Here is an 18,762-nt window from a genome sequence, read left to right on the forward strand (position 1 = left end):
CTTGCTTTGAGCATTCATAAGAGCCTTTAGTTCTGATTCACTCTCTTTAATGTGTAAGTCTATTTGTTTTGCCATAAGGCAATTTACAAATAATTGAGTAAATTAACAAGAGAAATGGTATAAATATAACCGCATAATATGGTACTTGTGGTGTTTTAGCTATCATAATTCTAAAATATATTTTTGTTCAGGCAGTTGCAAATCATCACTAATAAAATTTTCAATAAACTGGAAGCCCGCGTCTTTTATCATTTTTAATGATGCTATATTTTCTTCAGCCACATTGGCTACAATCTTTTTTAACCCAATCGATTTACAATATTTAATTAAACCTTGAAAAACTTCGGTGCCATATCCATTGCCCCAATATTCTTCTAAAAAACGATAGCCTATTTCGTCATCATTATTTTTATCCTTAACTAATGCAACCGTTCCAACAAAAACATTATCTTCCTTTCTAATAATAGCATATATCCAAAAATCATTGTCCGTTTTATTGTATAATTGGATTAACTTAGGTAATTCCTCTTTATTTTCTTGATAAGTCATAGCTTTTCCCCTCACATAACGCATAACATTTATGTTCGATTGCATTTTATGGAAAGGCTCAAAATCTTTAGGTATTAGTTTTCTGACCAATAATCGTTTTGTAGTGTAAATGTTTGGCATTTTTTACTAAATGTATATTAATTGAAGAAATCAATGACTTAAAAATTAACAATAATATTTCCTAAATTTGCACCTTGTAAATATACAGTAATGATAATTGATAAAAAAGTCGCTTTTTATACCTTGGGGTGCAAGCTCAATTTCTCTGAAACCTCAACAATAGCAAGAGGATTTCAAGATATGGGCTTTACACGGGTTGGCTTTACCGAAAAAGCGGATATTTACGTTATAAATACCTGTTCCGTAACGGACAATGCCGATAAACGTTTTAAAACTATCGTTAAATCAGCATTAAAACAAAACAATGAGGCTTTTTTAATTGCTATTGGATGCTATGCTCAATTAAAACCTGAAGAATTGGCGAAAGTCGATGGCGTTGATTTGGTATTGGGTGCTACAGAGAAATTTAAGGTTACCGATTACATTAATGATCTTTCAAAGAATGATAAAGGCAAAGTCCATTCTTGCGAAATTTCTGATGCTAATTTTTACGAAGGTTCCTACTCTATTGGCGACCGAACCCGAGCGTTTTTAAAAGTACAAGATGGTTGTGACTATAAATGTACCTATTGCACAATTCCATTGGCAAGGGGTATTTCCAGAAGTGATACGTTAAAAAATGTACTTCAAAATGCCGAAGAAATCTCAGAACGAGGAATAAAAGAAATTGTTCTAACGGGAGTTAATATTGGGGATTATGGTAAAGGCGAATTCGGCAATAAAAAACACGAACATACTTTTTTTGAGTTGGTACAGGCGTTGGATAAAGTTGACGGGATACATAGATTGCGGATTTCATCAATAGAACCTAATTTATTAAAAGACAAAACCATTGATTTTGTAGCCAATTCGGATAGTTTTGTGCCTCATTTTCATATTCCGCTGCAAAGTGGCAGCGATGATTTATTAAAGAAAATGAAACGTAGGTATTTGCGTAAAACATATACAGATAGGGTTCAAAAGATTAAGGAAACAATGCCCAATGCGTGCATTGGTGTAGACGTTATTGTTGGCTTTCCAGGTGAAACTGATGAACTCTTTTTAGAAACTTACAACTATTTGAACAATCTAGATATCAGCTATTTACATGTATTTACCTATTCTGAAAGACCAAATACAGAAGCAATTTTGATGGATGGAGTTGTCCCAAAAAATGTGCGTCATAAACGTAGTAAAATGCTAAGGGGCTTATCCGTTAAAAAGCGTAGGGCTTTTTATGAAAGTCAAATAGGTAACAATTTAACAGTATTATTTGAAAGTGAAAATAAAGAAGGTTACATTCACGGCTTTACAGAAAATTATGTGAAAGTGAAAACACCATGGAACCCTGAGTTGGTAAATACGCTGCAAAAAATTGAACTTACTAAAATTGATGAGGATGGATTGGTTAGATTCGATTTTGTAAAAGAACCTGAATTTGTAATATGATGCAAACAAAACATCTCTATTTTGTTCCAGGATTAGCGGCAAGTCCAGACATTTTCGAATACTTGAATTTACCGAAAGATAAATATGAGATCCATCATTTAGATTGGTTAATACCCGAAACTAAAAATGAGAATATTCAACACTATGCAAAAAGAATGTGTAAGCGAATTACACATAATAATCCTGTTCTGTTAGGTGTTTCATTTGGAGGGGTTATGGTTCAGGAAATGAGTAAAATTATCCCAACAGAAAAAGTCATTATCATATCTAGCGTAAAGTCAAAAGACGAATTACCAAAACGCTTTAAATTGGCCAAAGCTACAAAAGCATATAAGCTACTGCCTACCAAAGCGGTTTCCAATATTGATAATTTGGCAAAATATGCCTTTGGTGAAACCGTAAAAAAACGTATTGAATTGTACAAAAAATACCTTTCCATGCGAGATGGTAATTATTTACCATGGGCAATCCATAATGTCATCAACTGGCAACAAGAAAAACCGCTACCTAATACAGTTCATATTCATGGTAATAACGATGGTGTTTTCCCGATAAAACACGTAAAAAATTGCAAGGTAATTGAAGGCGGAACGCATACAATGATTTTAAATAAAGCCCGACCAATATCCAAGTTATTAACCGAAGTAATTTAGTATCTTTAAACTATGAAAATCGAAAAAACATTTATCAAAGATTTACTAATTCTTTCACCTACGGTTTTTACAGACGAAAGAGGTTATTTTTTTGAAAGTTACAATAAAAAGCATCTGGAAAAATTTGTTAATGAAGAGTTTGTACAAGACAACGAATCGTTATCCCAAAAAGGAGTTTTAAGAGGGCTGCACTTTCAAGAACCTCCTTATACCCAAGCAAAACTGGTTCGGGTTTTTGCTGGAAGTGTTTTAGATGTATCGGTCGATTTACGTAAAAAATCACCTACTTACGGTCAGTATTTTAAGTATATTTTATCTTCTGAAAATAAAGTGCAACTATATGTACCTAAAGGTTTTGCACATGGATTCGTGGTTTTGGAAGAAAATACTATTTTTTGTTATAAGTGCTCTGATTACTACAATAAAAATTCCGAAAGAGCAATTTTATGGAACGATGCTACGTTAAATATTGATTGGCAAATAAAAGACCCAATTATTTCTGAAAAAGATAAAAATGCGGAAAATTTTGCTAATTTTGTTACACCTTTTTAATTGAGCTGGTTTTAATCAGTTCGTCATCCCCAAATACTATGAATAAGCCATTACGAATACTAGTAATTTTAAGCATTATAATTTTAAGCGGCGTTTTGATCAATGCCGTTCAGCAGAATAACGGTGAATCACATAAATCTGAACCATCACCAGTTGCCGAAATTGAAAACCACAAGGTTACAAGTGCCTCTTATAGCATTAAAGCGATAAAACTTCCAGAAAATCTAGAATTTGCCGGAGAAAGGGTTCCTTTGGAAAAACCTCATATTTGGGAAGATGTGGATAGGGAATTTTTAGTAAACACTTATTGGCAATCCAATGGATTGTTGTGGATAAAACGTGCACATAAATATTTTCCTATAATAGAACCCATTTTAAAAGAAAAAGGGTTACCTGACGATTTTAAATATATTGCCGTAATTGAAAGTAATTTAATGAATGTTACCTCGCCCGCAGGTGCAAAGGGCTTTTGGCAACAATTAAGTGGAGCTGCAAGAGAAAACGGACTGGAAGTTAACAGCAATGTAGATGAACGTTACCATTTAGAAAAAACGACCCGTGCTGCTTGTGATTATTTACTGGATGCTAAAAAAACGTTTGGCACATGGGCATTGGCTGCTGCGGCCTATCACTCCGGTAAAGGCAATATCAGTAAATATTTGAGGGAACAAATGGTCGATAGTTATTACGATTTACTTTCTGGTGAAAATACGGAACGTTATTTACCTCGAATTTTAGCAGCTAAGTATATTTTAAGTGATCCTGAAAAATATGGATTTCAATTTGAAGAGTCCGATTTATATACCTATCCCGAATATACTACTGTAAAAGTAGATACACCGATTGCCAATATTGCTCAATTTGCAAAAGATAATAACACAACTTACAGGGAATTAAAGATTTTAAATCCTTGGTTGCGAGAGAATCATTTGAACAATAAGTCAAGGAAGGTTTATTTTATTGATATACCTAAGTAAGCCCCCTCTGCCTTCGACATCTCCCCCTCTAGGGGAGAATTCTATATTTTAATGTCAAGGAAGGGTTAGATAATTCTGCTTATAAATAAATTATTTTTTATGATTTGAAGCCTGAGGTAAGTTCTATTCTCGCTTTCTCAAAATCAGCTATAATTTCTTTTACTATTTCTGCGGCGGGTTTTATATCGTGAATTAGTCCTGCTATTTGGCCTATTTCCAATTCGCCCTCGTCCAAATCACCTTCAAACATTCCTTTTTTAGCCCTAGCACGTCCTAGTAAATCTTTTAATTCATCAACAGTTGGGTTTTTCTTGTACAACTCTTGAACGTCCTCATAAAATTTATTTTTTAATAAACGAACTGGAGCTAGTTCCTTTAAGGTCAGTTGTGTGTCGCCTTCTTTGGCTTCCACTACTTTTTGCTTAAAGTTTATATGTGATGATGCCTCATTACTTGCCACAAATCGGCTGCCTATTTGAACACCGTCAGCACCTAAAACCATAGCTGCCAACATTCCGCGTCCCGTTGCAATTCCTCCTGCGGCAATTAATGGAATATTAATTTTCTCTTTCACCATGGGAATTAATGTAAACGTAGTCGTTTCATCACGACCATTATGGCCGCCAGCCTCAAAACCCTCGGCAACAACCGCATCAACACCCGCCTCTTGTGCTTTTAAAGCAAATTTTACCGAGCTTACTACATGTACAACCGTTATTCCTCTCTCTTTTAAAAATGAAGTATAGGTTTTAGGATTTCCGGCCGAAGTAAAAACAATTTTTACCTCTTCCTCAATAATAATTTGAAATAACTTTTCCAAATCTGGATATAACATAGGGACATTTACTCCAAAAGGTTTATCCGTTGCCTTTTTGCATTTTTGAATATGTTCTTTAAGCACTTCAGGATACATAGATCCTGCACCAATCAAGCCCAATCCACCGACATTACTGACCGCAGATGCCAAACGCCAACCACTGGCCCACACCATACCCGCTTGAATCAATGGATATTTAATGTTAAAAAGTTGTGTGATTTTATTTTTTAAAAACATGACTTGTCAATTAAGATATTACTCCCGACCCTAACAATTCCTCATCTTGATACCACGCCACAAACTGCCCTTCGGTAATGGCGGATTGCTGATTTTCAAATTCTACATACAGTCCGTCTTTTACTTTATGTAAAGTCGCACTTTCTAGAGATTGTCTATATCGTATTCTCGCTTTAACTTGCATTTGTCCATCATTTGCCAAGGCTAAGTCTTCTCGAATCCAATGAATTTCACCATTAGTTACAAAAAGTACACTTCTGTAAAGTCCTTTATGGTTTTTACCTTCTCCAGTATAAATAATATTTTCTTTAACATCGGTTTCTATAACAAAAAGTGGCTCTTTAGTTCCGCCAACAGCTAATCCTTTTCGTTGTCCTTTTGTAAAATAATGTGCCCCTTGATGTTTACCAACCACTTTACCATCCTTCAAATTATATTGGTATTTCTCAGCTTTAAAAGCCAATTCTTCTTCTTTAGTTTCAAATTTAATCTGTGATTTGGTATAGATTTCAGAATCATTGGCGATTTGAACAATAACACCTTCTTTAGGCTCTAATTTTTGTTGCAAAAATTCTGGTAAACGCACTTTACCAATAAAACATAGTCCTTGCGAATCCTTCTTTTCTGCGGTGATTAAATCTAAGTCTGTAGCAATTTGCCTTACTTCAGGCTTCGTCAATTCACCAATAGGGAAAAGCGTTGTTGCTAATTGTTCTTGAGATAATTGACATAAAAAATAAGATTGATCTTTGTTAGCGTCCTTACCTGCCAACAATTGATAAATTTCTTTACCATCTTTGTTGATTACACCTTTTCGACAATAATGACCCGTTGCCACAAAATCAGCACCTAATTCCAAAGCGATTTTTAGAAAGACATCAAATTTTATCTCTCTATTACAAAGTACATCTGGGTTTGGTGTTCTGCCCAATTCATATTCCTTAAACATATAATCGACGATACGTTCCTTATATTCCTCGCTCAAATCAACAACTTGGAAGGGTATTCCCAGTTTTTCTGCCACAAGCATAGCATCGTTACTGTCTTCTAACCAAGGACATTCATTAGAAATGGTAACAGAGTCGTCATGCCAATTTTTCATAAATAGACCAATAACTTCATAACCTTGCTTTTTTAATAAATAAGCCGCAACGCTAGAGTCAACACCTCCAGAAAGTCCTACTACTACTCTTTTCATTATTATGTTTTATAACGGTGCAAAGATAGGCATAGGAAAGCAGATAAAAAATACGCGTTTTATAGTTTAATAGTGTAAAAAAAGATAGATGAATATACTAACAAAACGTTAAAGTCAACATTTTGTTTAACTTTTAACAAAAAAGATTAAACATTTTAAAATTTAATTTGTATGTTTGTCCCAACATAAAACATAAAAACACATAACAATGAAAAAACTATCAAAATTAATGACTGGGTTATTTATCATGTTTATTGCATTTTCGTTTACATCATGCGATAACGACGATGATCCAAAACAACAAGAAATTAAAACCATTACGGATTTTGTAAAAGCAAATGAGGCCAATTATGGTCTTCTACTTGAGGCTTTGACCAAAGCAGATGGCGGTTTGACAACAGTATTGGACGGAACAGGTCCATTTACTGTATTTGCACCAAACGATGCCGCTTTTACGGCATTCCTTTCGGCAAATGGGTTCGCTAATATTGATGCGGTACCAAGTGATATATTATCGCAAATTTTACTAAACCATGTAGTAAGTGGTAATGTGAAATCTACGGATTTAACAACTGGTTACGTTGAAACACTTTCAACAGCTTCTCCAGGTTCTATAAATTTAAATATGCATGTCAATACTGAAGGCGGTGTAACTTTGAACGGTGGTGCCAAAGTAACTGGAGCAGATAACATTTTAGAAAATGGTGTAGTCCATTTAGTAGATGCTGTAATTGGTTTGCCAACTATTGTAACCTTTGCTACTGCTGATCCTAATTTTTCTACTTTGGTTGCTGCTCTAACAAGAGCGGACCAACCTGATTTTGTTTCAATTTTATCTACTCAAAATGGTACAGACCCTGCACCTTTTACTGCTTTTGCTCCAACAAATGATGCTTTTGGCAGTTTATTAACGGAACTAGAAGCTTCTGGATTGGATGATATTGATAAGGAAACTTTAACAGCTACTTTAAATCACCATGTAGTTGGCGGAGCTAATGTTTTATCGACATCTTTGAGTGATAATATGACGGTCGGAACACTGGGTGGAGATATAACAGCAAACGTTACTGGAGGTGCAACACTTACCGATGCCAATGACAGAGTAAGTAATATAGTTGCGGTTGACGTACAAGCTTCTAACGGAGTTATTCACGTTATAGATAAAGTGATATTACCTCCTTTAAATTAAATAATAGTTTGGTTGGTTAGTTTTTAAAAGGCTTGGTTACTGATGTAATCAAGCCTTTTTCTTTTAAGTTCCTATTAGTTTTTTACTTGCTTTTTAGGACGCTCTTTCTTTTTATTAGGTTGTTCCGTACTAACTAATTCACCATCCAAGTAATTCTCCCATGTACCAACTTTTTTGTCATCCTTAAATTCTCCTTTTGTGGTAAGTTCTCCAGTTTTTCTGTTGTAATAAACTGCTTTCCCGTTTAGCAAACCATTTTTATAATGAAAGTGCTGATACAGATGTCCTTTTATGGAGTACTTTCTGTAAACACTGTCCAGTTTTCCATTTTTATAATACCCTACCTCGGTTGGTTTTCCTGTATTATAAAAAGTTTTATAATCACCATCTAATTTACCATCAACATAATTTTCTTCAGACATCATGGTTTTGCCATCTTCATGATAAAACTGCCATTTTCCCACTCTATTTTTACCGTCCATTTTTCCGCTACTTAATAGCAATCCGTTATCATTATAAAAGCGGACATCAGCTATGCCCCCTGCATTTTTATATTCTTTGATAACATTAGGGTAGTCTGATTGTGCGGCAGAATAATATTTAAAAGTACCCACTTCCTTACCGTGTTCAAAAGTACCCTGATAACGAATTCTGTCGTTGCTGTAATATTTTTTCCAAACACCATGTCTCTCACCATTTTCATCTAACTGATTAATATCATTTTGCGAGAACGATAAATGAGAGCTCAAAATTGCTACTATCAATAGAATAGAGGGTAGTTTTATTTTTTTCATAAATCCGTAATTTTATTTTGTGATACAAATAATGTTCCAAAATTTATTTGTATCACTAATTAAACGATAAAATCCATTATAAATTATAGGGGTTTTAAAGAAATTAAAAACCCTCTATACAAAAAAAAAGTTAATTATTATAATATTTTCTTGTTTTTTCTGTTAAAATACATCCAAAATGTGGGGAAAAAATATTTTTCAATACTTAATGTAGTTTATGAACGCAGTAAAAAATATGAATAAGTATTCTTTAATAAAAGAGCTAAACACAATTCCAAACACCAACAGAGAGAGTCTTAAGAAACTGTCAAAACTTATTCTTACGGATCAATCTTTATTTGAATCATTGGTTGAAATTTCATTTGATTATGATAATGATATTTCTTTAAAAGCCATTGCTACTTTAGAACTGGTAGTAGAACAACGTCTAGATTGGATTGCTTACAATCTATCTTATTTCACAAAGAATATCTCCAGAGTTAAAGATGAAAATGCAATTAAATCATTATCAAAAATATGTGATTTCATTGCTCAAGAATATACGTCTAAGTTTGATTCACCAATTAAATTGATCTTAACTTACGATCAACTATCAGAAATAATAGAAACTTGTTTTGATTGGTTATTGAATGATTATAAGGCGTCAATTAAAACCAACGCCATGGATGCACTATACCATATTGGTAACAAAATTGGCTGGATTCATTACGAAATGAAACTAATTATTGATAAAAACATTTCAAATGAAAGTGCGAGTTATGCCTCAAAAGCTAAAAAAGTACTGGAAATGATCGAAAAAACCAGTATGGCTTAGAAAACTCTGTAATTACTTTTCTGTTCATCGGTTTTCATTTATTTTTACGGTCTAATTTAGACTGAATGAACCTGAACGAATTAAATGCCATTTCACCTGTAGATGGCAGGTACCGTAATAAAACTTCAACTTTAGCTCCTTTTTTTTCAGAAGAAGCGTTAATAAAATATCGTGTTAAGGTAGAAATTGAATATTTTATAGCCTTATCGGAAATCCCTTTGCCACAATTGGAGGATTACGATAAAAATACCAACGATAAATTACGTAATATTTATAATGATTTTTCTGCTAAAGATGCTCAAAAAATCAAGGATATTGAAAAGGTGACTAACCATGATGTCAAGGCTGTTGAATATTTTATAAAAGAAAAGTTTGATGATTTAGGCTTACAAAAATTCAAGGAATTTATTCACTTTGGATTAACTTCCCAAGATATTAACAATACTGCAATTCCACTCTCAATTAATGAAGCTTTTGATGTTACTTATTATCCAGAACTGGCAAAACTAGTTCAGAAATTAAGGGCTTTGGCAGATGATTGGGCAGATATTTCCATGTTGGCACGTACCCACGGACAGCCTGCTTCGCCAACGCGTTTGGGTAAAGAAATTATGGTTTTTGTGGAACGTATAGAACAGCAGGTGCACCAATTGCAAAATATACCTTACGCAGCGAAATTTGGTGGAGCTACAGGCAATTTTAATGCTCACAAAGTGGCTTACCCCAATTTGGATTGGAAAGAGTTCGGAAGTAATTTTGTAGAAAAAATATTAGGATTACATCACTCCTTCCCTACTACGCAAATTGAACATTACGACCATTTAGCGGGAATTTTTGATGCTTTAAAACGGATTAATACGATAATCATAGATTTAGATAGGGATATTTGGACCTACATTTCTATGAATTATTTTAAACAAAAAATAAAAGCGGGCGAAGTCGGTTCTTCAGCCATGCCTCATAAAGTCAACCCTATTGATTTTGAAAATTCAGAAGGAAATTTAGGTTTGGCCAATGCCATTTTTGAGCATTTATCAGCCAAACTGCCTATTTCAAGATTACAACGCGATTTGACGGATTCAACCGTGTTGCGTAATGTGGGTGTGCCTTTCGCACATACACTAATTGGCTTTTCTTCCACTTTAAAAGGATTGAATAAGTTATTATTGAACGAAGAAAAATTTGAAGAAGATTTAGAAGACAATTGGGCCGTCGTTGCCGAGGCTATTCAAACTATTTTAAGAAGGGAGAATTACCCAAATCCTTATGAAGCCTTAAAAGGGCTTACACGAACTAACGCTGTAATAAACCAAAAATCGATGGCTGACTTTATTGACAGTTTGGAAGTTAACGATTCAATAAAAAAAGAACTGAAAGCGATTACCCCGTCTAATTACACAGGAATTTAATGCGATATTTCATAGTCATAGTCAGTTTATTTCTGTTTTATTCTTGCGGTAAGCAAGGGAATATCGATCAGTTTAAAACGGGAACTTTTAAAACTCATTTGGACGAATCTGACATCAATTCTATCGCTTATAGAAACGATTCTATTCAAATAGAAACCTATAATAACGTAAAAGATACTTTTGCAGTTAAATGGACTTCAAACTTTGAGTATGAATTATTAAAACTAAATCCAAAAACACAGTTGGATAGTACACCCTTTATAGTTAAAATAACAGGAATTAAAGAAAATTCTTATTCATTTACAGCCCATTTTAAGGGTTCCGATTTTAAACAAAAAGGAACAGCGGTCAAAGTTGGAGGTACGAAAGACGAGAAACAGGTAAAAATGAATAACTATTAACGAAATATTGAAATAATAGATTCAAAAATCAATCCCGAAATTTCGGAACGTTAATAGTTGTTCGTTAATCAATTTTTTTTATATGGCATCAGGATTTTTTGCTTTACTAGATGATATTGCCGCCTTAATGGACGACGTAGCGGTAATGGGCAAAGTTGCCACAAAAAAAACCGCTGGCATTTTAGGTGATGATTTGGCTGTAAATGCAGAAAAAGCATCAGGATTTGTATCATCAAGAGAGATTCCTGTGTTATGGGCAATTACAAAAGGGTCTTTTATTAATAAGTTAATTATTTTGCCTATTGCTTTTTTATTAAGTGCATTTTTACCTTGGGCCGTAACTTTAATATTAGTTTTAGGTGGTGTTTACTTAGCTTACGAAGGAGCTGAAAAAATATACGAATATTTTGTACCGCACCACACGGAAACCGCAGAAATTAAAGCCAAAAAATTAACCGAACAGGAAATTTTAGCACTCGAAAAAACAAAAATAAAATCGGCAATTATAACTGATTTTATTTTATCAATCGAAATTGTAATCATCGCATTAGGTACCGTACTAGATCAACCTTTACTCACCCAAATAATGGTAGTTTCTTTTGTTGCCATTATAGCAACTGTAGGTGTTTACGGTATAGTAGCGTTAATAGTAAGGATGGATGATCTAGGTTTTAGATTGATAAAATTAAGCAAAGACAAAAAAAATATATCCTATTATTTAGGCACTTTTTTAATAAAAGCATTACCTCAGGTAATTAGGGCATTATCAGTTATTGGAACCGTAGCTCTATTGCTAGTAGCAGGAGGGATATTTGTACATTATATTGATTTTCTCCATCATATTTCAGAAGATATGTTATCTGCTTTACCATCAATACTAAAAGAATTTGTTTTTGGATTATTAATTGGGGCACTAGCATTACTTTTTGTAAAGTTATTTAAAGGTGCCTTAAAGAAGCTAAAGACCTGATAAGATTTTGTATATTTGTGCAAGTGAAAAATAAGGTTTTACATAGCGTCCTGTCCACACTCGTTACAGCTATTGTGCTTTTGCCATTTGCGTTGCAAACACTGCATGCTTTCGAAAGCCATGAACATAACTATTGTAATGCCGAAAACGAAAAACATTTCCATAAAGAAGAAATTGATTGTCATTTCTATCATTTAAAAATTACTTACAATTCGTTTGATTTTAATAATGGCTTTACCATTATAGAGCCAACAGTTTATTTTCAACTTTTTGATTCTTACAATCAAACATATCATTCCTCATTTCAAAGCTCAAAATCTTCAAGAGCACCACCCTGTTTTATTGTTTAATTAGCTATTTACCAACATATTAATAAACAATAAAAATTTATAATAATGAAAATTTATATTTCTATACTTATGGTATGGTGTGGCCTTTTTTTACATGCCCAAAATACCCTCTCGGGGAAAATTACCGACATCAACAATCAACCGCTAATTGGAGCTGAAATTTATGCTCCTGAATTACACAAGGGTACCATAACTGATATTGATGGCAACTATTTTTTTAAAAATTTACCAAAAGGTAGCGTAACCATTGTTTTTAGTTATATAGGATTTAACACTAAATCAGAAACGTTAAAAATTGAAGAAAAGGAAACGGTTTTAAACGTAGTTTTAGAAGAATCTGTTTTTAAAATGGATGAAGTGATACTATCCACACCATTCAATAAATTACAAAGTGAAAATGTAATGAAAGTGGAACACAAAACCATCCAACAGTTGCAACGTTCTGGAGCGGCTTCTTTAGTGGAAGGAATTTCCAATATTGCTGGCGTTTCTCAAATTTCAACGGGTATTGGTATTGGCAAGCCAGTTATTAGAGGCTTAAGTGGTAATAGGGTGCTGGTGTATTCTCAAGGTGTTAGATTGGAAAATCAGCAATTTGGTAGTGAACATGGACTTGGTCTAAATGACAATGGTGTTGAAAGTGTCGAAGTCATTAAAGGTCCTGCATCATTATTATATGGGTCCGATGCTTTGGGCGGTGTACTTTATTTTAATCCTGAAAAATTTGCCAATGCAAATACTACCAAAGCGACTATTAACCAAAAATATTTTACAAATACAATAGGTAGCAATACTTCTTTTACACTAAAATCTTCAGCGGAAAATATAAAATTTATAGCATCTATGGGGTATAATTCGCATCATGACTATAAAATTCCAGATGGAGAACGAGTTACAAATTCCCGCTTTAACGAGTTTGATGCAAAAGCTGGTTTTGGTTTTGAGTTGAAAAATTTTAGTTCAGACAACCGCTTCAATCTAACAACTTCAACAATAGGAATATCGGAAGAAATTGGTGCTCAAAATACACATATTACACCACAAAATCCATATCAGCGAATCGATAATTATATTGTAAGCTCCCACAACCATATTTATTTTAACGATTCTAATTTAGATATTCACTTAGGTTATACAGCTAACAATAGAAGGGAATTTGAAGAACACCATGAACATGAAGAAGATCATGAAGAAGAGGAAGAACATCATGAAGATGAACACAATGAGGCATCGTTACACATGAAATTGAAAACGTTTACTTATGATGCACAGTATCATCTACCCACTTTAGGCAAGTTTGAAAGTATTTTGGGTGTACAAGGTTTAACACAAAAGAATACCAATTTTGGTGAGGAATTGTTGATACCAAACGCCAATGTTAATGATTTTGGTGCTTTTGCTACAGTAAATATCAAATGGGATACTCACTTCTTGCAAGCCGGAATACGTTTTGATACACGAAACATAAGTACCGAAGATCATTTTGTAACTCATGATGAAGAGCATGAAGATGAGGATGACGAACATGAAGACGAAGAGCATGAACATGCCTTTGAAGCCATTGACAATTCATATAGAAGTTTTACCGCTTCATTAGGATACAAAACTACGTTGTTTAAAAAAGTGGAAACACGATTAAATTTGGCAACAGGCTTTCGTGCTCCTAATTTGGCAGAGTTGACCTCAAATGGAGTACATCATGGCACCAATAGATTTGAAATTGGGAATTCCGATTTAAAAAACGAACAAAACTATCAAATCGATTTATCCTTAGAATATTATAATGATCACATCGAGTTTTTTGCAAATGGATTTTTAAACGTGGTTAAAGATTATATTTTTCTTACACCAACCGGAACAACTATTGATGATGTTGAAGCTTATACTTATGTACAGGACAACTCTAAGTTATACGGTAGTGAATTTGGTTTCCATTTACACCCACACCCTTTGGATTGGCTGCATTTAGAAAGTAGTTTTGAAATGGTTATTGGCAAACAAGACAATGGCGATTATTTACCATTAATACCCGCAAACCAGTTTAATAATACCTTACGTGGTGAGTTTAATATAAAAAATTGGTTAGCCAACGGCTATGCTTCAATAAAACTGGAAAGTGTATTTGATCAAAATAATATTGGACAGTTTGAAACCAAATCCGATGGTTATCAATTATTACATTTAGGGATGGGTGGAGATTTTAACCTCAACAACACCAAATTTAACCTTAGTTTTACCCTTAACAATGCCCTAAATACGGAATATATTTCACATTTATCACGTTTAAAAAGTGAGGGCATTTATAATATGGGCAGAACGGCGATGTTGGGATTAAAATTTAATTTATAAGGTTTAAAGCCAAATTCATTAAATAAACATATAAAGCAAATATACCGAATTCGGTATATTTGCTTGTTAGAAATAATTTGAGAACTATGATAAAACTTAGCTTAGTATTTCTTCTTTTAACCCTATTCTCTTTAAAGATTTTTAGTCAAGAAAAGAAACTTCTTCTAAGATATGATGAAATCTCAAAATCCGAATTGGACATTAAAAACCAGAAGTATATTAAAAAAGGGAAAACTAAATCCTTAGGCACCATTCTAGTCTATTCAAAAAAAGTTATATTTTACGGTGAAGAAAATGAAACTTTCGAAACGTATGACATAAATGAAATTAGTGAAGAAAATAATGGAGAAAGGACGCTTTATATCTCAAAATCTGGAAAAAAATATTATGTTTTTGCTCTTACTAAAGACAAAACGTACTTTTCACAAATTGGCAAAAAAGACAGGTTTATATACCGAATTATTAATTATAAATCCGCCGAAGAAGAATAACTATTCCTAACTTAAGACGTGTATAATTCATTGCTAATATTCACCTACTACTAAAAATTCATGCGGATTTTCAGTTTGGTGTATGTTTGCAAAGCTAAATGTTAATAAACGCAACTATTCATAGACAAGATCCTTATAACCAAAAAAATCCCAGATTTCTCCGGGATTTTTTGCATTAATGGCTAATACTAACTGACTTATTAAAATTAAGAATCACAATACCTTTCTAATCACTTTACTTTTGGCAACTGTTTCTTCCCATTCACTTTGCGGATTGCTTTCTTTTGTTATACCACCTCCAATATGAATTTCTATAGTATTTTTTAAAACTTGCATACACCGTAAGTTTACAAATAAATTTGACGTATTGTTAAGATTTAATTCCCCTAAAAAACCAGTGTAAAATTGGCGACTATAATTTTCGCTTTGTAAAATAAATTCCTTGGATGCTTGTTTAGGAACACCACAAACTGCAGGTGTAGGGTGTAATAAATTTATAATTTTTTTTAAGGGAAGCTGTTGTGTTAAAGTTCCTGAAATGTCGGTGCGAAGATGTAGTAAATTTCCAGCCTTTATGGTGTATGGTTTAGATACCTCAACATTTATATTGAGCTGCTCTAAAATAAAATCGGTTACATATTGTTGTTCTTGAACTTCTTTAAATTTCCATTGTACATCTTTATTTTTTTCATAAACTTGAGTTGCGGCCAATGCCATTGTAGAGAATGTATTTCCTTTTACTTTCAATAAGGTTTCTGGTGTAGCACCTAACCAAAGACCAACTTTAGGATGAAACCAGCAATACACAAAAGCATTTTTATAGTTTGAAAGTAATTTTTTAAAGGTATTAATAACTTTAAACTCTTCTACCCTTACACTCTCTTTTCTAGAAAGAACAACTTTTTTAAAATCATTATTGTGCAAGAATTCGATTCCTTCTTTTACTAAATCTATATGCTTAGCTTTGGAAATTTCTGAATTTGATTCGGAAACAGCATTATTTTCACCTTCAATACTATTTTCAGAAAATTCAGAATCAATTAGGGTTGAATCTTCGAGTGGGAATAAAATAGCAGGTTCCGCATTGTCAAAAGGGGCAAATACAAATCCGGATTCAGTATAATTTTTGGCATAAAAAAGGCTTTTATTTTTTTGAAAAACTCCCTTTACCAAATTACTTTCAGGATGTCTATATACAACAAAGGGCAATTCATTCTCAAAAGCTTTATCGGCCTTCTCAAAAACATTAACCAAAGTACTCTTTACATCCATAATTATTTTAATGTTTTTAAAATTTCGCTTTTTATCAACTCAAAATCAGACCAAATAAGTTCATGTCCACCATCTTTAATAGTTATCATATTGAATTTGTCAGCATCGATTTTATTTTGTAAAAATATTGAATTTTGATAAGGTACTATCCAATCTTTATCTCCATGAATATTAATAATTGGCGATGGACTATCGCTCCATTTATTATAAAATTTAGGTAAATCCTTCAAATGTGAATATTTTTCTTTAGCAGCGGCTTGGACTTTCTTCGGTAAAAGCCATCGTGTTAATTTCCAATCATAAATTTTCATTGCCCAAAACATAGGTTCCAAATCGGCTTTTACCGCACTGGCCAAAGAAACTTTGTATTTATAAGTTTTAGGGGAAGCCAAAATAATCGATCCTCCGTAGGAATATCCAATTAATATTATTTTTTCGGTAGGAATGTCTTTAATAACATTATGCAAAACACCCATTTCAAAATCAATAGAACCCTGTACGTTACCTGTATTTTTTGTTCCATACCCTACTCTATCGTAACTTAATATATTGGCTTTGGTATTTAAAATACTGTCTTTTAAATATCTTTTATAATCTAAAAAACTTCCAGGAGAGCCATGTATAAAAACCAAAGTAGATTTTGTAGTATCTATTTCCTTTTGCATTGCAACCACACGATATTCAAAACCTTTATAACTATTATAAATTATTTTTGGCTGTAAATAATCGGTAGTTAATTCTTCAATGCTTTTTTTATCAGATGCAGGCTTAAAAAAAATATGAGCGGCAATCAATAAACCAATAAGAAGAACTGCGATAATAATTCCGGTAATTTTAAAAATCTTCTTGATTTTTTTCAGCATCATTACCTATTTTCTATCCAATACTATTACGGTTAGTTTACAAATAGAAATTAACTTTTCTTGTTTATCAACTATTCTAATTTCCCACAATTGAGTTGTCCTTCCTTTATGAACTGGTTTTGCGGTGGCGGTAACCAAACCTTCTCTAACGCCTCTAATATGGTTTGCTGTAATTTCCAGACCTCGTATCTCTTGTTTTTCCGTATCAATGGAAAAATGAGCCGCCGTACTGCCCACACTTTCTGCCAAGGCAACCGATGCCCCACCGTGCAATAATCCCGCTGGTTGATGTACTTTAACATTCACTGGCATTGTAGCCACTAAATAATCTTCTCCAATATCTGTATAAACAATATTTAATGTTTCCATTAAGGTATTTTTTGTGCGACCATTTAACTTTTCTAGTAAAGTTGATTTATCCATATTTTTAAATTAATGATGTCAAAAGTACTAAAAACTTTATCATTTATTTCCAGTAAATACCTAACTTTGCAAAAAATAAAATACTTAGCTGAGGCCAAAAAAACACTTAGATTGATTGATATTTAAGTGGATGAAATTATACGTTGCTTCAATATTTTATTTTTTTTTGCCTCACCCAGAATTACTTTCAGTAATTCTGACCTCTCCCAAGGAGAGGTTTTTAAAGGTTCTTAAAAAAGACCTACGAGAATTAATTTGACAATACTTATGATATATAAAATTAGATTGGTATTAGATACGGAAGAGGATGTTTTTAGAGATATTGCCATTGGCTTTAATGATTCTCTAGAAGACCTGCACAATGCCATTACCAATGCCTTTGGTTTTGACGGTACAGAAATGGCGGCTTTTTACCTGACGGATGAGGATTGGAATCAAGGAGAAGAAATACCCCTATTTGATATGTCGGAATCTGAAGCCAATATTTCTATGCAGGGCTTTATACTTAGGGATATTCTTACTGAAGATAAAAATAAACTTATTTATGTTTATGACTTCTTCTCCATGTGGACATTCTTTGTTGAACTTATTAGTGTTGAAGAAAATACACATCAAATTGAGCTGCCAAGTTTGCTGCTTTCTGTAGGTTTAGTTCCTAGCGAAGCACCAGAAAAAGAATTTATTAGTGAAGATATATCTGATGATAACAATGATGACTATAACACTTTAGAAAATTTTGATGATTTTGACTTTGATAATTTTGATGAGTTGATGAATTAAAAAATTTTTTCCCTATAGTTGTCAATACTTTTCTTCCAAACATAGGATTTTACTCAATAAAAAATTCATTTTCATAATTATTTCTATTACTATGTTACGAAATTAAATTTCGTTCGTCTTATTTAT

Annotated in this window: 20 protein-coding genes; 13 read left to right on the top strand and 7 right to left on the bottom strand. The window is 33.0% G+C overall.

Annotated features, from left to right (window positions below; genetic code table 11):
- Window positions 1-162: 162 nt before the first annotated feature.
- Window positions 163-669, bottom strand: a complete 507-nt coding sequence (locus tag UMM65_RS12670; protein WP_321976986.1) for a GNAT family N-acetyltransferase — start codon at window positions 667-669, stop codon at window positions 163-165.
- Between the two features lie 90 nt (window positions 670-759).
- On the opposite strand from UMM65_RS12670, the gene mtaB reads away from it, so the two are divergent.
- The 4 genes from mtaB to UMM65_RS12690 are packed head-to-tail and all read left to right on the top strand — an operon-like array spanning window position 760 to window position 4,279.
- The gene (gene mtaB / locus UMM65_RS12675; RefSeq protein WP_321976987.1) at window positions 760-2,097 is read left to right on the top strand and encodes a tRNA (N(6)-L-threonylcarbamoyladenosine(37)-C(2))-methylthiotransferase MtaB; all 1,338 of its coding nucleotides are present in this window, start codon (window positions 760-762) and stop codon (window positions 2,095-2,097) included.
- Entirely contained in the window at window positions 2,094-2,750 is a 657-nt protein-coding gene (locus UMM65_RS12680; protein ID WP_321976988.1) for an alpha/beta hydrolase family protein, read from the top strand. The genes mtaB and UMM65_RS12680 overlap by 4 nt, the downstream gene beginning before the upstream one ends.
- 12 nt (window positions 2,751-2,762) lie before the next feature.
- Entirely contained in the window at window positions 2,763-3,302 is a 540-nt protein-coding gene (gene rfbC / locus UMM65_RS12685) for a dTDP-4-dehydrorhamnose 3,5-epimerase (protein ID WP_321976990.1), read from the top strand.
- A gap of 38 nt (window positions 3,303-3,340) precedes the next feature.
- Window positions 3,341-4,279, top strand: a complete 939-nt coding sequence (locus UMM65_RS12690; protein ID WP_321976992.1) for a lytic transglycosylase domain-containing protein — start codon at window positions 3,341-3,343, stop codon at window positions 4,277-4,279.
- A gap of 97 nt (window positions 4,280-4,376) precedes the next feature.
- Here UMM65_RS12690 and UMM65_RS12695 read toward each other — a convergent pair whose 3' ends face one another.
- Both UMM65_RS12695 and mnmA read right to left on the bottom strand, forming a co-directional pair.
- A complete protein-coding gene (locus tag UMM65_RS12695; protein ID WP_321976993.1) occupies window positions 4,377-5,333 on the bottom strand; it encodes an NAD(P)H-dependent flavin oxidoreductase in 957 nt (318 codons plus the stop codon).
- 10 nt (window positions 5,334-5,343) lie between these two features.
- Complete coding sequence (mnmA, locus tag UMM65_RS12700) at window positions 5,344-6,531, bottom strand: tRNA 2-thiouridine(34) synthase MnmA (protein ID WP_321976994.1); 1,188 nt, start codon at window positions 6,529-6,531, stop codon at window positions 5,344-5,346.
- A 208-nt stretch (window positions 6,532-6,739) separates the two neighbouring features.
- Between mnmA and UMM65_RS12705 the strand changes: the two genes are divergently transcribed.
- Window positions 6,740-7,720, top strand: coding sequence for a fasciclin domain-containing protein (locus UMM65_RS12705; protein ID WP_321976995.1), 981 nt, complete (start codon window positions 6,740-6,742; stop codon window positions 7,718-7,720).
- A gap of 74 nt (window positions 7,721-7,794) precedes the next feature.
- Here the strand turns inward: UMM65_RS12705 and UMM65_RS12710 are convergent, their stop codons facing one another.
- Window positions 7,795-8,514, bottom strand: a complete 720-nt coding sequence (locus tag UMM65_RS12710; RefSeq protein ID WP_321976996.1) for a toxin-antitoxin system YwqK family antitoxin — start codon at window positions 8,512-8,514, stop codon at window positions 7,795-7,797.
- Window positions 8,515-8,731: 217 nt separating this feature from the next.
- Between UMM65_RS12710 and UMM65_RS12715 the strand changes: the two genes are divergently transcribed.
- The 7 genes from UMM65_RS12715 (at window position 8,732) to UMM65_RS12745 (ending at window position 15,298) form a co-directional block, all read left to right on the top strand.
- Window positions 8,732-9,328, top strand: coding sequence for a hypothetical protein (locus tag UMM65_RS12715; RefSeq protein WP_321976997.1), 597 nt, complete (start codon window positions 8,732-8,734; stop codon window positions 9,326-9,328).
- A gap of 65 nt (window positions 9,329-9,393) precedes the next feature.
- A complete protein-coding gene (gene purB, locus UMM65_RS12720) occupies window positions 9,394-10,737 on the top strand; it encodes an adenylosuccinate lyase (RefSeq protein ID WP_321976998.1) in 1,344 nt (447 codons plus the stop codon).
- Window positions 10,737-11,138 (top strand): DNA topoisomerase IV, encoded by a 402-nt coding sequence (locus UMM65_RS12725; protein WP_321976999.1) that lies wholly within the window; start codon window positions 10,737-10,739, stop codon window positions 11,136-11,138. The genes purB and UMM65_RS12725 overlap by 1 nt, the downstream gene beginning before the upstream one ends.
- Before the next feature lie 82 nt (window positions 11,139-11,220).
- Window positions 11,221-12,108, top strand: a complete 888-nt coding sequence (locus UMM65_RS12730) for a DUF808 domain-containing protein (RefSeq protein ID WP_321977000.1) — start codon at window positions 11,221-11,223, stop codon at window positions 12,106-12,108.
- Window positions 12,109-12,131: 23 nt separating this feature from the next.
- Window positions 12,132-12,458, top strand: coding sequence for a hypothetical protein (locus tag UMM65_RS12735; protein WP_321977001.1), 327 nt, complete (start codon window positions 12,132-12,134; stop codon window positions 12,456-12,458).
- Between the two features lie 45 nt (window positions 12,459-12,503).
- A complete protein-coding gene (locus UMM65_RS12740) occupies window positions 12,504-14,807 on the top strand; it encodes a TonB-dependent receptor (protein WP_321977003.1) in 2,304 nt (767 codons plus the stop codon).
- 86 nt (window positions 14,808-14,893) lie between these two features.
- Window positions 14,894-15,298, top strand: coding sequence for a hypothetical protein (locus UMM65_RS12745; protein WP_321977005.1), 405 nt, complete (start codon window positions 14,894-14,896; stop codon window positions 15,296-15,298).
- 213 nt (window positions 15,299-15,511) lie between these two features.
- Here the strand turns inward: UMM65_RS12745 and UMM65_RS12750 are convergent, their stop codons facing one another.
- Genes UMM65_RS12750 through UMM65_RS12760 form a run of 3 tightly spaced genes read right to left on the bottom strand, consistent with a single transcriptional unit; the run spans window position 15,512 to window position 17,856 of the window.
- Window positions 15,512-16,570, bottom strand: coding sequence for a chorismate-binding protein (locus UMM65_RS12750; protein WP_321977007.1), 1,059 nt, complete (start codon window positions 16,568-16,570; stop codon window positions 15,512-15,514).
- A gap of 2 nt (window positions 16,571-16,572) precedes the next feature.
- A complete protein-coding gene (locus UMM65_RS12755) occupies window positions 16,573-17,436 on the bottom strand; it encodes an alpha/beta hydrolase family protein (RefSeq protein ID WP_321977009.1) in 864 nt (287 codons plus the stop codon).
- 3 nt (window positions 17,437-17,439) lie between these two features.
- Window positions 17,440-17,856, bottom strand: a complete 417-nt coding sequence (locus tag UMM65_RS12760; protein ID WP_321977011.1) for a hotdog fold thioesterase — start codon at window positions 17,854-17,856, stop codon at window positions 17,440-17,442.
- Window positions 17,857-18,123: 267 nt separating this feature from the next.
- Between UMM65_RS12760 and UMM65_RS12765 the strand changes: the two genes are divergently transcribed.
- Complete coding sequence (locus tag UMM65_RS12765) at window positions 18,124-18,636, top strand: IS1096 element passenger TnpR family protein (RefSeq protein WP_321977012.1); 513 nt, start codon at window positions 18,124-18,126, stop codon at window positions 18,634-18,636.
- Window positions 18,637-18,762: the final 126 nt, after the last annotated feature.

Source organism: Aureibaculum koreense, from assembly GCF_034296135.1.
Classification (GTDB): Bacteria; Bacteroidota; Bacteroidia; order Flavobacteriales; family Flavobacteriaceae; genus Aureibaculum.

Bases quoted from the DNA above. Each gene is read 5' to 3' on its own strand.
- mtaB (WP_321976987.1), top strand. From the start codon at position 760: ATGATAATTGATAAAAAAGTCGCTTTTTATACCTTGGGGTGCAAGCTC.
- UMM65_RS12750 (WP_321977007.1), bottom strand. From the start codon at position 16,570: ATGGATGTAAAGAGTACTTTGGTTAATGTTTTTGAGAAGGCCGATAAA.
- rfbC (WP_321976990.1), top strand. From the start codon at position 2,763: ATGAAAATCGAAAAAACATTTATCAAAGATTTACTAATTCTTTCACCT.
- UMM65_RS12725 (WP_321976999.1), top strand. From the start codon at position 10,737: ATGCGATATTTCATAGTCATAGTCAGTTTATTTCTGTTTTATTCTTGC.
- purB (WP_321976998.1), top strand. From the start codon at position 9,394: ATGAACCTGAACGAATTAAATGCCATTTCACCTGTAGATGGCAGGTAC.
- UMM65_RS12765 (WP_321977012.1), top strand. From the start codon at position 18,124: ATGATATATAAAATTAGATTGGTATTAGATACGGAAGAGGATGTTTTT.
- UMM65_RS12745 (WP_321977005.1), top strand. From the start codon at position 14,894: ATGATAAAACTTAGCTTAGTATTTCTTCTTTTAACCCTATTCTCTTTA.
- UMM65_RS12690 (WP_321976992.1), top strand. From the start codon at position 3,341: ATGAATAAGCCATTACGAATACTAGTAATTTTAAGCATTATAATTTTA.
- UMM65_RS12730 (WP_321977000.1), top strand. From the start codon at position 11,221: ATGGCATCAGGATTTTTTGCTTTACTAGATGATATTGCCGCCTTAATG.
- UMM65_RS12705 (WP_321976995.1), top strand. From the start codon at position 6,740: ATGAAAAAACTATCAAAATTAATGACTGGGTTATTTATCATGTTTATT.
- mnmA (WP_321976994.1), bottom strand. From the start codon at position 6,531: ATGAAAAGAGTAGTAGTAGGACTTTCTGGAGGTGTTGACTCTAGCGTT.
- UMM65_RS12680 (WP_321976988.1), top strand. From the start codon at position 2,094: ATGATGCAAACAAAACATCTCTATTTTGTTCCAGGATTAGCGGCAAGT.
- UMM65_RS12740 (WP_321977003.1), top strand. From the start codon at position 12,504: ATGAAAATTTATATTTCTATACTTATGGTATGGTGTGGCCTTTTTTTA.
- UMM65_RS12755 (WP_321977009.1), bottom strand. From the start codon at position 17,436: ATGATGCTGAAAAAAATCAAGAAGATTTTTAAAATTACCGGAATTATT.
- UMM65_RS12695 (WP_321976993.1), bottom strand. From the start codon at position 5,333: ATGTTTTTAAAAAATAAAATCACACAACTTTTTAACATTAAATATCCA.
- UMM65_RS12760 (WP_321977011.1), bottom strand. From the start codon at position 17,856: ATGGATAAATCAACTTTACTAGAAAAGTTAAATGGTCGCACAAAAAAT.
- UMM65_RS12715 (WP_321976997.1), top strand. From the start codon at position 8,732: ATGAACGCAGTAAAAAATATGAATAAGTATTCTTTAATAAAAGAGCTA.
- UMM65_RS12670 (WP_321976986.1), bottom strand. From the start codon at position 669: ATGCCAAACATTTACACTACAAAACGATTATTGGTCAGAAAACTAATA.
- UMM65_RS12710 (WP_321976996.1), bottom strand. From the start codon at position 8,514: ATGAAAAAAATAAAACTACCCTCTATTCTATTGATAGTAGCAATTTTG.